The sequence below is a fragment of the Streptomyces sp. CNQ085 genome (assembly GCF_022614595.1).
Classification (GTDB): Bacteria; Actinomycetota; Actinomycetes; order Streptomycetales; family Streptomycetaceae; genus Streptomyces.
The window spans coordinates 35793-49100 of the sequence record NZ_JAJFAU010000017.1 but is presented as its reverse complement, the minus strand read 5'-3'; the positions used below and the strand labels follow the sequence as shown (position 1 = coordinate 49100).

The following is a 13308-nucleotide window of genomic DNA, read 5'->3' as shown; positions in this document are numbered from 1 at the left end:
GGCCGCTTCGGCACGGGGGACGGACGCAGGCCGGGAGACAGCGGCGCACAGGTCTGACGGGCCGGGCGCCGCACGCCCCGGGGCACGCATACGCGGCGCCGGGCGGGGTCAGGACCGTCCGGCGTCCGAGGCGGGCGACTCCTCGAAGTCGACCTTCTCTATATGGCGGTTCAGCGACTTCATCAGCATCCAGACGGCCAGCCCCAGCACCGCGAAGACGAGGAAGCCGAGGACACCGGGCGTCACCTTGTTCTCGTCGAACTCCTTGGCGAGGTCGACGAGGCCTGGGGCCTGGGTGAGGGCGAGGTTGGTCGGGCTCATGGCGTCAATTGTCGCGGATGCCCGCGAAGAGGTCGTCCTCGGGGAGGGAGGTGTCCACCAGGGACTTCGCCAGCTCGTACTCCTCCGTCGGCCAGACCTCCCGCTGGAGATCCAGCGGGACCTTGAACCAGCCGCCGTCGGGGTCGATCTGGGTGGCGTGGGCGATCAGCGCCTTGTCCCGGACCTCGAAGAAGTCCGCGCAGGGCACATAGGTGGTCAGCGTGCGCTCGGCGCGCTGGAACTCCTCCCACCGCTTGAGCCACTCGCCGTAGGGGGAGTCCAGGCCGCGCTCCAGCATCGCCTCGTGCAGGGCGAGGGTGCGGGGGCGGTTGAAGCCCTGGTTGTAGTAGAGCTTCAGGGGCTGCCACGGCTCACCCGCGTCCGGATGGCGGTCGGGGTCGCCCGCGGCGTCGAAGGCCGCCATCGTGATCCGGTGGGTCATGATGTGGTCCGGGTGCGGGTAGCCGCCGTTCTCGTCGTAGGTGGTGATCACGTGCGGCCGGAAGGCACGGATGCTGCGCACCAGCCGTCCGGCGGCCTCCTCCACGTCCTGGAGGGCGAAGCAGTCCTCCGGCAGCGGCGGCAGCGGGTCGCCCTCGGGCAGGCCGGAGTCGACGAAGCCCAGCCACTCCTGCTTCACGCCCAGGATCTCGCGGGCCTCGGCCATCTCCCTGGCTCGCACCTCGTGGATGTGCTCCTCGATGTAGGCGTCGCCCTGGAGCTTGGGATTGAGGATGGAGCCGCGCTCCCCGCCCGTGCAGGTCACGACCAGCACGTCCACCCCCTCGGACACGTACTTCGCCATGGTCGCCGCGCCCTTGCTCGACTCGTCGTCGGGGTGTGCGTGCACGGCCATCAGTCTGAGCTGTTCAGTCAAGGCTCGATCCTCGTTACCTGGTCATGGGAGACGGCTTCTATAGTGACCGAAGCGGCATCCGCTTGTATTCCCTACAGGACCGACAGGACGTGGCGATGAGTTCGGCTGATCCGGCGCGCGCGGAGCTGCCCCGGGGGCGGTACGGGCGGTCGGGGGACGAGCACTCGGACCGCCGTCTGAGGGCGGTCGGCGCGGTGCTGGGCGTGGCGTTCCTGGCGCTGATCGCCTGGTTCGGGGTGTCGTACGTCGCCGGGACGCGGGTCAGCGGCGAGCTGATCAAGTTCGAGATCGTCTCGGACCGCGAGGTGGCCGTCCACCTGGAGGTCCGCAAGGACGAGGACGTCACCGGTGTGTGCACCGTCAACACCCTCGCGGAGGACGGCGGGGACGTGGGCCGCGCGGACTTCACCTTCGACGGGCCGCGGGGCCGCATCGACGAGATCGTCACCGTGCGCACCACCGGGCGGGCCACCAGCGCCCAGCTGATCGGCTGTACGACGGCCGGCGGGAACTGACGGCCCACCCCGGGCCCGAAGGTTTGACCTTCTTCCCTTTTCCGGCGGAATTGTTAGGCTCGTGGTTTCGCCCACCCATGAAGGCGCGCCCTTCGGGTAGGGCGTTGATTTATATCCCGAGAGTACCTACGAGGAGCACCTGTGACCCAGACCAGCGACAACGTCACCTGGCTCACCCAGGAGGCGTACGACCAGCTCAAGGCCGAGCTGGAGTACCTGTCGGGTCCTGCCCGCGTCGAGATCGCCAAGAAGATCGAGGCGGCCCGCGAGGAAGGCGACCTCCGTGAGAACGGCGGCTACCACGCGGCCAAGGAGGAGCAGGGCAAGCAGGAGCTGCGGGTACGCCAGCTCACCCAGCTGCTGGAGAACGCCAAGGTTGGCGAGGCCCCGGCGGACGACGGCGTGGTCGAGCCCGGCATGGTGGTCACCGTGGCCTTCGACGGGGACGAGGACGACACGATCACCTTCCTCCTGGCCTCCCGTGAGTACGCGAGCTCGGACATCGAGACCTACTCCCCGCAGTCCCCGCTGGGCCGGGGTGTGAACGGCAAGAAGGTCGGCGACGACGCCGAGTACGAGCTGCCCAACGGCAGGATGGCCTCGGTGCGGGTCCTGAACGCCAAGCCGTACCAGGCCTGAGCCCCCGGACCCCGGCCCCCAGGACCGGGGCGGAGACGGCGGAGGCGACGCGCGGCCCCCGGCCGCCACGGAAGGGGTTCCGTGGCGGCCGGGGCCCGCTTCGTCGTGCCCGCGGCGCGCCGGTCAGGCCGCCGAGCGGTACTTGCGCACCGCCAGGGTGCGGAAGACCGCGATGATCAGCACCGACCACAGCAGCGAGGCCAGGACCGGGTTCTGCATGGGCCAGGCGTCGGGCGCCTGGTAGCCGGGCGGGAGGTTGCCGAACAGTTCGCGGGCCGCCAGCACGGTCGCGCTGAACGGGTTCCACTCGGCGACGTGCCGCAGGAACGAGGGCATGTTCTCCGAGGGCACGAAGGCGATCGAGACGAAGGTCAGCGGGAACAGCCAGATCAGTCCGCCGGAGGTCGCCGCCTCCGGAGTGCGTACCGACAGGCCGATCAGCGCGCCGATCCAGGTGAAGGCGTAGCCCAGCAGGAGCAGCAGGCAGAAGCCCGCCAGCGCCTTGAGGACGCCCTCGTGGGCCCGCCAGCCGACGATCGTCGCCACGACGGCCAGCACCACCAGGGTCAGCGCGGTCTGGACGAGGTCGGCCAGGGTGCGGCCGGTCAGGACCGCGCCGCGTGCCATCGGCAGGGAGCGGAAGCGGTCGATGAGACCCTTGTGCATGTCCTCGGCGATGCCCGCGCCCGCGCCGGCCGTGGCGAAGGTGACGGTCTGGGCGAAGATGCCCGCCATGAGGAACTCGCGGTAGGCGCCGGCGTCCACGCCGGCGCCGGGGATGCTGATCGAGCCGCCGAAGACGTAGCTGAACAGCACCACGAACATGACCGGCTGGATGAGGCCGAAGACGACCATCTCCGGGATGCGCATCATCCGCAGCAGGTTGCGTTTGGCGATGGTCAGCGAGTCCGTCAGGGACTGCCCGACGCCGCCGCCCGCGCGGGGCGCGCGGGTGGTGGGTGCGGAACCGGTGGTGGTGCTCACTTGGTGTCCTCCTTCCGGCCCGCGGCCTTGGCGGCGGACCCGTCGTCCGAGCCGTTCGAGCCGTTCGAGCCGTCCGGGCCGGCTCCGGCCTCCTGGGCGTCCTCGGCCGCGTGGCCGGTCAGCGAGATGAACACGTCGTCCAGGGTCGGTCGGCGCAGGCCGACGTCGTCGATCTCCACGCCGCGGGCGTCCAGCTCCCGGATGGCCTCGGCCAGCAGCTTGGCGCCGCCGACGACCGGGACGGTCAGCCTGCGGGTGTGCTCCTCCAGCGAGACCGCACCCCGGCCCAGGCCCCGCAGGATCTCCTCGGTGGTGCGGATGTCGTCGCGCTCGTGCACGACGACCTCGATGCGCTCGCCGCCGATGCGGGCCTTGAGCTCGTCGGAGGTGCCGCGGGCGATGACGCGGCCGTGGTCGACCACGGCGATGTCGTGGGCGAGCCGGTCGGCCTCCTCCAGGTACTGGGTGGTCAGCAGCAGTGTGGTGCCGCCGGCGACCAGCTCCTCGATGACCTCCCACAGCGCCTGGCGGTTGCGCGGGTCCAGACCGGTGGTCGGCTCGTCCATGAACATCACGGGCGGGCTGACGACCAGCGCGGCGGCGAGGTCGAGGCGGCGGCGCATGCCGCCGGAGTACGTCTTGGCGGTCCGGTCGGCGGCGTCGGCGAGGTTGAACCGCTCCAGCAGCTCGGCGGCCCGCCGCTTGGCGTCGCGTGCGGACATCTGGTAGAGGCGGCCGACCATCTGGAGGTTCTCGCGGCCGGTCAGGTACTCGTCGACGGCGGCGAACTGCCCGGACAGGCCGATGGACCGGCGTACCTCCTGGGGCTGCCTGAGCACGTCGATGCCCGCCACGACCGCGCGGCCGCTGTCGGGCCGCAGCAGTGTGGTCAGTACCCGTACGGTGGTGGTCTTCCCGGCGCCGTTGGGCCCGAGCAGGCCCAGTACGGTGCCTTCGGAGACGTCGAGATCGACACCGTCCAGAGCCCTGACGTCGCCGAAGGTCTTGACCAGCCCCTCGGCGTGGATGGCACCTGGCATGGAGGTCTCCCATGGGTGTGGGTGGTCGGAGAAGGGCGGAAACCGCGGGGATCGCGGAAACCGCGCGGGAGCAGCCGTTCCGCACCGAACGCGACGGTGCGGGCGGATGCGCACGGACACACCGCGGGCGCGGTGCGGGTCAGCACTATGCAGGAACGCGATATATCGCGTCAAACGATTTACGGCGTGTCCCACCGGCGTGTTCCGGCGGCCCGCCGCCCGCCCGGTCCGTACGCCTCAGCCCGTTACCGTGTAACCGGCCCTGACCAGCGACGTCTTCACCTCGGCGCAGTGCTGGGGACCCTTGGTCTCCAGGTGCAGGTCCACCTCCACCTCCGTCAGCCCGAGCCGCGGATCGGTCCGCACATGGCTGATGTCCAGCACATTGGCGTCCACCACCGACAGCTCCGCCAGGAGCGCCGCAAGCGCCCCCGGGCGGTCGGTCAGCCGCAGCCGCAGCGACAGGTAGCGGCCCGCCGCCGCCATGCCGTGCCGCAGCGTGCGCTGCAGCACCAGGGGATCGACGTTCCCGCCGGAGAGCACGGCCACCACCGGCCCCTCGAAGGCGTCCGGAGCGGACAGCAGCGCCGCCACCGGACTGGCGCCGGCCGGCTCGACGACCAGCTTGGCGCGCTCCAGGCAGAGCAGCAGCGCGCTGGAGAGCGCGTCCTCGCTCACCGTGCGGACCTCGTCGACCATCCTGCCGACGATCTCGAACGGCACGTCCCCGGGCCGCCCGACCATGATCCCGTCGGCCATCGTCGAGACCGACTCCAGGGTCACCGGGTGCCCGGCGGCCAGCGAGGGCGGGTACGCCGCGGCCCCCTCGGCCTGCACCCCGACCACGCGCACGTCCGGCCGCAGCGACTTCACCGCCAGCGCCACCCCCGCCGCCAGCCCGCCGCCGCCGATGCCGACGACGACCGTGCGGACCTCCGGGCACTGCTCCAGGATCTCCAGCCCGACCGTGCCCTGGCCGGCGACGATGTCGGGATGGTCGAAGGGGTGGATGAAGACCGCGCCGGTCCCGGCCGCGTACTCCTGCGCCGCCCGCAGCGTCTCGTCCACCACCTGCCCGTGCAGCCGCACCCGCGCGCCGTAGTCACGGGTCGCCGCCACCTTCGGCAGCGCCGCGCCCACCGGCATGTAGACCGTAGAACGCACCCCCAGCAGGGAGGCGGCCAGGGCGACGCCCTGGGCGTGGTTGCCCGCGGAGGCCGCGACGACCCCGCGGGCGCGCTCCTCGGCGGACATCGCGGCTATCCGCACATACGCGCCGCGGACCTTGAACGACCCGGTGCGCTGGAGGTTCTCGCACTTGAGGTGGACGGGCGAACCGACCAGTTCGCCGAGGTGGCGGCTGCCCTCCAGCGCGGTCGTCCGGGCCACCCCCAAGAGCGTCTTCTGGGCGGCGCGTACGTCGTCGAGGGTGAGTGCCGGCGCGTCGTCGCGGCCGGTGTGCTGGACAGTGCTGGCGACCATGCCGCCAGTCTGGCAGTCCGGCTCGCGGGCGGCTCGGGGGGCCCGGCAGGCGGAAAGCCCGCCGGGTCCCCGCGGCGGGGGCCGTCCATTCGTACGCCACCGGTACGGGGCGGGCCCGGGGCGCGTACTCTTTGGCACACCCTCAGCCCGTCGTACCCCGTATTCACGAAGAAGCGAGCAACCGGCCATGCCCACGCACCCGGACATGACGACCGCCCACCCACACGACGAAACGAGCGAAGAGAGCGCGCAGGCCAGCATGCCTCCCACAGCAGGCCGCCCGGACCCCGACCAGGACCGGACCGGCTCCGCACCCCTTCTCGACTCCCTGCAGCACCAGGTGGCCCTCTTCGCGCGGCGCGCGGAGCAGACCCGGCTCGGCGGCGTCGGACAGGCCCGCAACTCCATGGACCGCGCCGCCTACCTGCTGCTCAACCGGCTGGACAAGGACGGGCCCACCGGCGTCAAGGCGCTCGCCGCGGGCATGGGCATCGACTCCTCGACCGTGACCCGCCAGGTGGCTCCGCTGGTGGAGTCCGGCCTGGTCAAACGCACCTCCCATCCCGACGACGGCCGCGCCGTGGTCCTCCAGCTCTCCCCGCGGGGCATCGCACGGCTGGAGCAGGTGCGCGCCTCGCGGCGCGAGCTGATGGAGGTGCTGACACGGGACTGGGAGGAGGAGGAGCGGACGGTCTTCCGCGACCTGCTCACCCGCTTCAACCAGGCCCTCTCCGACTTCCAGGCGGAGGGCTCCTGACCCTCTCCGCGGCCCTTCTGCGGAGGCCTGCGGGGCCCGCCCCCGACCAGTGCGCAAGGCGTCCGGGGGCGGGCCCCCGCGAAGCCGCTGTGACGCGGCGTCCGCCCCTCCGGGGCACAGAGAGGACAGGGAGGGGACATGACCAGCCGAGTTCCAGCGGGCGGGTGGCGACGCACACTCGGTCACCTATCCGCTGGGCCGCGAGCACATGGTGACCGTGACGCAGACCGCGGACCGGGCCGCCCAGCGGGTCCTGAGCGTCTTCCTGGTGCAGAGCGCGTCGACACTCACCGCGTTCCACGAGCAGGCCACCTGGGCCACCCTCGCGGAGATCCGGCTGATGGCACGGATCGCAGGCCTGAAGGTGGCGAACGTCAACGGGTCATACGCGGGAGAGCCCTACGGCGCGCACTCGCGGGAGATGCTGGTAGTGCTGGAGCGGCAGTGAGCGAAGTGCCCGCGATCGCGGCGGAGGACGCCACGGTCGTCCTGGACGGGACCACGCTGCTGGCACCGACGACGTTCTCGGTGACGCCGGGCGAGTTCTGGTGCCTCACCGGCAGCAACGGCTCCGGGAAGACGACCCTCCTGCGGGCCTTCCTGGGGAGCCGGAGACTGACAGGCGGTGCCGTCCGCGTCCGGGGCGAGACCGTCGACCTGGCCAGGCCCCGGCACCGGCGGCTCGTGGCCTCCCTCGTCGAACCGGTGCCCGTCGCACGTGACATGACGCTGCGCGAGCAGGTGACCCTGGTCGCCGCCTCCTGGTACGGCAACACCACGACGACCGTGGAGCGCGCCGAGGAGGTCATCGGGCGACTGGGCCTTTCCGTACTGGGCGAGCGGTTTCCCACGCAGCTCTCCTCCGGCCAGCTGCAGCTCTTCAGTCTCGCGCTGACCCTGGTCCGCCCCGCCGACGTCGTCCTGCTCGACGAGCCGGAGCGGCATCTCGACACCGACCGCGTCGACCTCGTCGCCACGCTGCTCGCCGAACGCGCGGAGCGGGGAACCTCGTTCCTGGTCGCCACCCATGAGGCCGCCGTGGTGGAGGCCTGCGACGGCGTTGTGGAGCTGGGATGACGATGGACGGCATCATGGCGGCGGAGGCCGGCACCAGGGCCCGGGTCCATGCCGTACGGCAACGGTACGCCCACCGCGGTGGCCGCGCCACGGTGCACGACTGGGCGTACACCGGCTACCTCGCCGTCATCCTCGTCTCCGTCTACGCGGCGCCGGTCGTCCACCTGATGAGGACCTCGCGGGCGCGTGTCCCACTGGAGTCCTCCGAGGCGGCGGCGCCAGTGGCATGCCTGGTCGCGGCGGTGGCGGTCTGGGGCGCCCAGCTCACCGGCCGGTTCTGGGGGCCGCTGGTGCTCAAGCCGTTCCTGCTGCACGTGTTCATGTCCACAGACCTGTCCCCGACGCACTACCTCGGCGCGATCGCCCGCCGCCGGCTGATGTACGCGGGACTCGGAACGGTGCCGGCGGTGTGCACGGCGACGTTCCTCGGGACCGACCTGTTCGACCACCCGGGGACCGCGCTCGTGCCGCAGGGCGTGGCCGTCGCGGTGGGCATCGGCGCCGTCGCCTCCACCGCGTGGCTGTGGGGCCAGATCCGGACGGTGCGCGAGAATCTCCTGCTCGCCTTCGCCGCGGCCCCCGCGGCCGTCGCCGTCGCGCTGCTCGGCCGGTCCGCCTTCCTGGGCGTGGGCGGTCTGTGGCTCGTCGCCGGTGTACTGGCGGTCTCGGCGACGGTGCTCGGCCGGTCCGCCTTCCGGTCCGTCCGTACGGTCGATCTCGCCCGGCTGGCACGCGAATCGGCGCGTGCCGCCGAGGCCCAGGCCTTCGCCTGGACCGGCACGCTCCACCACGCGCTCGACCTGTACCGTCCGGAGCCGCGCGGGCTCACGTCGGCCCTGGTGCGCCCGGACGGGCGCCTGCGCGGCCACCTCACACAGGGAGTGGTCCGCGCGCTCCGCACACGGGGCCGTGCGATCGCGGCCGCGGCCTTCCTGCCGACCGGTGGTGCCCTGCTGACGCTCGGCGTCGCGGAGCCGGACGCCGAAGGGGCGACGTTGTTCCGGGTGGCCGGCTCGGTCGCCGTGTACTGGGGGTCCGGGTGGGTCGGCGAGACCTGGCGCGGTCTGCGCGACGAGCTGATGCTGGCCCCCTTGTTCGGTGAGCGGTGGGGCGGGGTGCTCGCCCGCACCCTGGCCTGGCCGGTCGTCGCGGTGGTGGTCATGGTGGGCTTCGCCGGCGGTGTCGCGGCCATGACCCGGTGGCCGTTTCAGGGCGGCAGGCCGGCCGACGCGCTGCTGCTCGCCGCCGCATCGGTGGTGCTCGTGCTCGGTGCCAGGTTCCTGCGCGAGATGAAGACGAATCTGCCGATCGAACTGCTGCTCCCCGTCATCACGCCCCTGGGCGACCTTTCCGGGCTCCGGGTCTTCGTGTGGCAGTTCGACGGACTCGCCGTCGTGCTGACCGGCGTCCTCGTGATGACGTGGATGCCCTCCGCGCTCGGCGCGGCCCTGGTCGCGCTGGGCATGGCCGCCTGGTGCGGCTGGGCGGGCCTGCGCCGTACGGGGTGGGCCCGCCTGGCGCTGTTCACCCGCCTCGGCCGGGCGTAGGACCGCGGCGTGGGACTGCCCTGCGCCGAGCGGTACCCGGGCCGGCGGATGACGGGCCGCCGCGCGGGACCGCTGCGCAGGGCAGGATGGGAGGCATGGCGAACCGACTGGCCCGTGAGACGTCCCCCTACCTCCTCCAGCACGCGGACAACCCCGTCGACTGGTGGCCCTGGTCGCCGCAGGCGTTCGACGAGGCCCGGCGGCGGGACGTCCCGGTGCTGCTCAGCGTCGGCTACAGCTCCTGCCACTGGTGCCATGTGATGGCCGAGGAGTCCTTCGAGGACGGGGCCACCGCCGAGTACCTCAACGCCCACTACGTGTCCGTCAAGGTGGACCGTGAGGAGCGCCCGGACGTCGACGCCGTCTACATGGAGGCGGTCCAGGCTGCCACCGGGCAGGGCGGCTGGCCCATGACCGTCTTCCTGACCCCGGAGGGTGAGCCGTTCTACTTCGGCACCTACTTCCCGCCCGGGCCCCGGCACGGGATGCCCTCCTTCCGCCAGGTGCTGGAAGGGGTGCGCGCCGCCTGGGCCGACCGGCGCGAGGAGGTCGCCGAGGTGGCCGGGCGGATCGTGGCGGACCTGGCGGGTCGGAGCATCGGCTACGGCGACGGCGGGGACGCCCCCCGCCCGCCCCGGCCGGAGGAACTGGGCGCGGCACTGCTCGCGCTGACCCGCGAGTTCGACGCGCGGCACGGCGGCTTCGGCGGCGCGCCGAAGTTCCCGCCGTCGATGGTGCTGGAGTTCCTGCTGCGCCACCACGCCCGCACCGGCTCCGAGGGCGCGCTGCAGATGGTGGAGGCGACCTGCGGGGCGATGGCGCGCGGCGGTCTCTACGACCAGCTCGGCGGCGGCTTCGCCCGCTACTCGGTGGACGCCGCGTGGACGGTGCCCCACTTCGAGAAGATGCTCTACGACAACGCCCTGCTGTGCCGGGTGTACGCGCATCTGTGGCGTGCCACCGGCAGCGAGCGGGCACGGCGGGTCGCGCTGGAGACGGCCGACTTCATGGTCCGCGAACTGCGCACCCCCCAGGGCGCCTTCGCATCCGCGCTGGACGCCGACAGCGACGACGGCACCGGGCGGCACCGGGAGGGCGCGTACTACGTGTGGACGCCCGCCGAACTGCGCGAGGTCCTCGGCGATCAGGACGCGGAGCTGGCCGCCGCCCACTTCGGGGTGACCGGGGAGGGCACCTTCGAGGAGGGGGCCTCCGTCCTGCGGCTCCCGGACACCGACGGCCCCGCGGACGCCGGGCGGATCGAGTCGGTGCGCCGCAGGCTGCTGGACGCCCGGTCCGCGCGTCCGCGCCCCGGCCGGGACGACAAGGCCGTCGCCGCCTGGAACGGGCTGGCGGTCGCCGCGCTGGCCGAGACCGGCGCCTACTTCGACCGTCCCGACCTGGTGGAGGCGGCCACCGCCGCCGCCGATCTGCTGGTCGCCGTCCACCTCGATACGGGCGGACGTCTGGCGCGCACCTCCCGCGACGGCGTCGCCGGTCCCGGAGCCGGGGTGCTGGAGGACTACGGCGACGTGGCCGAGGGCTTCCTCGCCCTGTACTCGGTGACCGGCGAGAGCCGCCGGCTGGAGCTGGCCGGCACCCTGCTGGAGATCGTGCTGACGCGCTTCACCGCCGCCGACGGCACCCTGTACGACACCGCCGACGACGCCGAGCGGCTCATCCGCCGCCCCCAGGACCCCACCGACAACGCCGCGCCCTCCGGCTGGACGGCCGCCGCCGCGGCCCTGCTGTCCTACGCGGCCCACACCGGGTCCTCCCGCCACCGCGAGGCCGCCGAGCGGGCGCTGGGCGTGGTGACGGCGCTGGCCCCGCGCGTGCCGCGCTTCACCGGCTGGGGGCTGGCCGCCGCCGAGGCGGCGCTGGACGGGCCGCGCGAGATCGCCGTGGTCGGCCCGGCCGGCGACCCGGCCACCGCCGTGCTGCACCGCACCGCGCTGCTGGCCACCGCGCCCGGCGCGGTGGTGGCCGTGGGCGAGCCGTCGGCGGACGCGAGTGCGGACGGCGCGGACGGGGAGACGCCCGCGCTGCTGCGCGGCCGGCCGCTACTGGAGGGCCGCCCGGCCGCGTACGTGTGCCGGCACTTCGTGTGCGACGCCCCCACGGCCGATCCGGAGCGGCTGGCGCGGATGGTGGGGGCGTCCGCCGGGGAGTGAGGCGGCGCCCGCGGGCCACCCGTGTGCCGCCCGCGCGTCACCCACGTGGGGAAAAACACGGAGCGCCCGGCCCGGGGTGTCCGTACAGTGGCCGTCATGCAGGTGATCCAGTCGACGAAACTCGCCAATGTCTGCTACGAGATCCGGGGCCCGGTTCTCGAGGAGGCCATGCGGCTGGAGGCGGCGGGTCACCGCATCCTCAAGCTCAACACCGGCAATCCCGCGCCCTTCGGCTTCGAGTGCCCGCCGGAGATCCTCGAGGACATGCTGCGCAACGTCGGGTCGGCCCACGGCTACGGCGACGCCAAGGGGCTGCCGGCGGCCCGGCGCGCGGTGATGCAGTACTACCAGACCAAGGGCATCGAGCTGGACGTCGAGGACATCTACATCGGCAACGGTGTCTCCGAGCTGATCCAGATGTCGATGCAGGCGCTGCTGGACGACGGCGATGAGGTGCTGGTGCCGGCGCCGGACTACCCGCTGTGGACGGCCTCGGTCTCGCTCTCGGGCGGCACCGCCGTGCACTACCGCTGTGACGAGCACTCCGACTGGATGCCGGACCTCGCCGACATCGAGCGCAAGGTGACCGACCGCACCAAGGCGATCGTCGTCATCAACCCCAACAACCCCACCGGCGCCGTCTACGGCGAAGAGGTGCTGCGCGGTCTGACGGACATCGCCCGCCGCCACGGCCTGATCGTCTACTCCGACGAGATCTACGACAGGATCCTCTATGACGGCGCCACCCACACCCCCACCGCCGCCGTCGCCCCCGACCTGCTGACCGTCACCTTCAACGGTCTCTCCAAGTCCTACCGGGTGGCCGGGTACCGCTGCGGCTGGATGGCCGTCTGCGGGCCGAAGACGCACGCCGCCAGCTACATCGAGGGCCTGACGATCCTGGCGAACATGCGGCTGTGCGCCAACATGCCGTCCCAGTACGCGGTGGCCACGGCCCTGGGCGGGCGGCAGTCGATCAACGATCTGGTGCTGCCGGGCGGGCGGCTGCTGGAACAGCGCGACACCGCGTACGACCTGCTGACGTCCATCCCGGGCGTGACGTGCGTGAAGCCCAGGGGGGCGCTGTACCTCTTCCCCCGGCTGGATCCGCAGGTCCACCGGATCAAGGACGACCGGCAGATGGTCCTGGACCTGCTGCGGACCGAGAAGATCATGGTCGTCCACGGCACGGGCTTCAACTGGCCGGAGCCGGATCACTTCCGCATCGTCACGCTGCCTCCGGTACAGGATCTGGCGGACGCGGTGCAGCGGATCGGGAAGTTCCTGGAGGGCTACGGCCAGCACTGAGGAGCCGCCGGGACAGCGCGGCACCGGGGCGGCACCGGGGCCCCGTCCGCGCCCGGCGGGAGCGGGCGAGGACGCCGGAGAACTTTCTGCACCCGTCACAACTTTAGACAGAGTCTAAGTTAGGATGGACTCCTGTATCAGCCAGGAGGCCATCCCATGTACGAACCGATTCGCACGCCGTCGGTCCACACCATGGCCGATCGGGCCAGGACCGGGGGACCCCTCCCGCGCCGCTCCCGCGAGGAGGAGCTGGACGACAGGCTCGCCGGCCATCTCACCGCGCTGCTGACCGTGACCGACGAGCTCCGCGCCCACGCCCCGGACGTGGAGCTGGACGACGCAGCACAGCGGCTCGACGCCCAGGTCGCCCGGTTGTGCGGAGGGCGCGCCCCGCTGCGGGCCGAGCCGTCCGCGGCCGGGGCCGACGCCTCCCGCGTCGCGGCGCTCCACCAGCGGGCCCACACGCTCGCCGGGCAGGCCCTGGTCGTGGCCACCTCCCGCTCGGACACGGCGGCCGTCTCCCTGGCCGCCGAGCGGATGGAGACCCACGCCCGGGCGCTCGGCCTGGCCGAGGTCGGCTGACCGGC

Annotated in this window: 14 protein-coding genes; 9 read left to right on the top strand and 5 right to left on the bottom strand. The window is 72.6% G+C overall.

Features of this window, described 5'->3' with window-relative positions:
* Positions 1–108 precede the first annotated feature (108 nt).
* On the bottom strand, positions 109–321 hold the full coding sequence (locus LJ221_RS05650) for a hypothetical protein (protein ID WP_241714304.1): 213 nt from the start codon (positions 319–321) through the stop codon (positions 109–111).
* A 4-nt stretch (positions 322–325) separates the two neighbouring features.
* Positions 326–1198: a mycothiol conjugate amidase Mca gene (mca, locus tag LJ221_RS05645; protein WP_241714302.1), complete on the bottom strand. Its 873-nt coding sequence runs from the start codon at positions 1196–1198 to the stop codon at positions 326–328.
* A gap of 95 nt (positions 1199–1293) precedes the next feature.
* Here mca and LJ221_RS05640 point away from each other — a divergent pair, with 95 nt between their 5' ends.
* Both LJ221_RS05640 and greA read left to right on the top strand, forming a co-directional pair.
* Complete coding sequence (locus LJ221_RS05640) at positions 1294–1713, top strand: DUF4307 domain-containing protein (RefSeq protein ID WP_241714300.1); 420 nt, start codon at positions 1294–1296, stop codon at positions 1711–1713.
* A 141-nt stretch (positions 1714–1854) separates the two neighbouring features.
* The gene (greA, locus tag LJ221_RS05635; protein WP_241714298.1) at positions 1855–2352 is read left to right on the top strand and encodes a transcription elongation factor GreA; all 498 of its coding nucleotides are present in this window, start codon (positions 1855–1857) and stop codon (positions 2350–2352) included.
* A 123-nt stretch (positions 2353–2475) separates the two neighbouring features.
* Here the strand turns inward: greA and LJ221_RS05630 are convergent, their stop codons facing one another.
* From LJ221_RS05630 to ilvA, 3 genes are all read right to left on the bottom strand, one after another.
* Positions 2476–3336, bottom strand: a complete 861-nt coding sequence (locus tag LJ221_RS05630) for an ABC transporter permease (RefSeq protein WP_241714296.1) — start codon at positions 3334–3336, stop codon at positions 2476–2478.
* Positions 3333–4376, bottom strand: coding sequence for an ATP-binding cassette domain-containing protein (locus LJ221_RS05625; protein ID WP_241714293.1), 1044 nt, complete (start codon positions 4374–4376; stop codon positions 3333–3335). The genes LJ221_RS05630 and LJ221_RS05625 overlap by 4 nt, the downstream gene beginning before the upstream one ends.
* A gap of 237 nt (positions 4377–4613) precedes the next feature.
* Positions 4614–5858, bottom strand: a complete 1245-nt coding sequence (ilvA, locus tag LJ221_RS05620; RefSeq protein WP_241714291.1) for a threonine ammonia-lyase — start codon at positions 5856–5858, stop codon at positions 4614–4616.
* A 259-nt stretch (positions 5859–6117) separates the two neighbouring features.
* Between ilvA and LJ221_RS05615 the strand changes: the two genes are divergently transcribed.
* The 7 genes from LJ221_RS05615 (at position 6118) to LJ221_RS05585 (ending at position 13303) form a co-directional block, all read left to right on the top strand.
* Positions 6118–6615 (top strand): MarR family winged helix-turn-helix transcriptional regulator, encoded by a 498-nt coding sequence (locus tag LJ221_RS05615; RefSeq protein ID WP_241714310.1) that lies wholly within the window; start codon positions 6118–6120, stop codon positions 6613–6615.
* 217 nt (positions 6616–6832) lie between these two features.
* Positions 6833–7063: a hypothetical protein gene (locus LJ221_RS05610; protein ID WP_241714289.1), complete on the top strand. Its 231-nt coding sequence runs from the start codon at positions 6833–6835 to the stop codon at positions 7061–7063.
* Positions 7060–7692 (top strand): ATP-binding cassette domain-containing protein, encoded by a 633-nt coding sequence (locus LJ221_RS05605; protein WP_241714286.1) that lies wholly within the window; start codon positions 7060–7062, stop codon positions 7690–7692. Before LJ221_RS05610 ends, LJ221_RS05605 begins: the two co-directional genes overlap by 4 nt.
* Complete coding sequence (locus LJ221_RS05600; protein WP_241714285.1) at positions 7689–9239, top strand: hypothetical protein; 1551 nt, start codon at positions 7689–7691, stop codon at positions 9237–9239. The genes LJ221_RS05605 and LJ221_RS05600 overlap by 4 nt, the downstream gene beginning before the upstream one ends.
* A 95-nt stretch (positions 9240–9334) precedes the next feature.
* Positions 9335–11413: a thioredoxin domain-containing protein gene (locus LJ221_RS05595; RefSeq protein ID WP_241714283.1), complete on the top strand. Its 2079-nt coding sequence runs from the start codon at positions 9335–9337 to the stop codon at positions 11411–11413.
* Between the two features lie 96 nt (positions 11414–11509).
* Positions 11510–12721 (top strand): pyridoxal phosphate-dependent aminotransferase, encoded by a 1212-nt coding sequence (locus LJ221_RS05590; RefSeq protein ID WP_241714282.1) that lies wholly within the window; start codon positions 11510–11512, stop codon positions 12719–12721.
* Between the two features lie 156 nt (positions 12722–12877).
* Complete coding sequence (locus LJ221_RS05585; RefSeq protein ID WP_241714281.1) at positions 12878–13303, top strand: hypothetical protein; 426 nt, start codon at positions 12878–12880, stop codon at positions 13301–13303.
* Positions 13304–13308: the final 5 nt, after the last annotated feature.

What these genes read in the sequence shown, in the direction of transcription:
- LJ221_RS05590 (WP_241714282.1), top strand. Translation starts at nt 11,510, where the DNA reads ATGCAGGTGATCCAGTCGACGAAACTCGCCAATGTCTGCTACGAGATC.
- LJ221_RS05650 (WP_241714304.1), bottom strand. Translation starts at nt 321, where the DNA reads ATGAGCCCGACCAACCTCGCCCTCACCCAGGCCCCAGGCCTCGTCGAC.
- LJ221_RS05595 (WP_241714283.1), top strand. Translation starts at nt 9,335, where the DNA reads ATGGCGAACCGACTGGCCCGTGAGACGTCCCCCTACCTCCTCCAGCAC.
- ilvA (WP_241714291.1), bottom strand. Translation starts at nt 5,858, where the DNA reads ATGGTCGCCAGCACTGTCCAGCACACCGGCCGCGACGACGCGCCGGCA.
- LJ221_RS05615 (WP_241714310.1), top strand. Translation starts at nt 6,118, where the DNA reads ATGCCTCCCACAGCAGGCCGCCCGGACCCCGACCAGGACCGGACCGGC.
- LJ221_RS05640 (WP_241714300.1), top strand. Translation starts at nt 1,294, where the DNA reads ATGAGTTCGGCTGATCCGGCGCGCGCGGAGCTGCCCCGGGGGCGGTAC.
- LJ221_RS05625 (WP_241714293.1), bottom strand. Translation starts at nt 4,376, where the DNA reads ATGCCAGGTGCCATCCACGCCGAGGGGCTGGTCAAGACCTTCGGCGAC.
- LJ221_RS05600 (WP_241714285.1), top strand. Translation starts at nt 7,689, where the DNA reads ATGACGATGGACGGCATCATGGCGGCGGAGGCCGGCACCAGGGCCCGG.
- LJ221_RS05585 (WP_241714281.1), top strand. Translation starts at nt 12,878, where the DNA reads ATGTACGAACCGATTCGCACGCCGTCGGTCCACACCATGGCCGATCGG.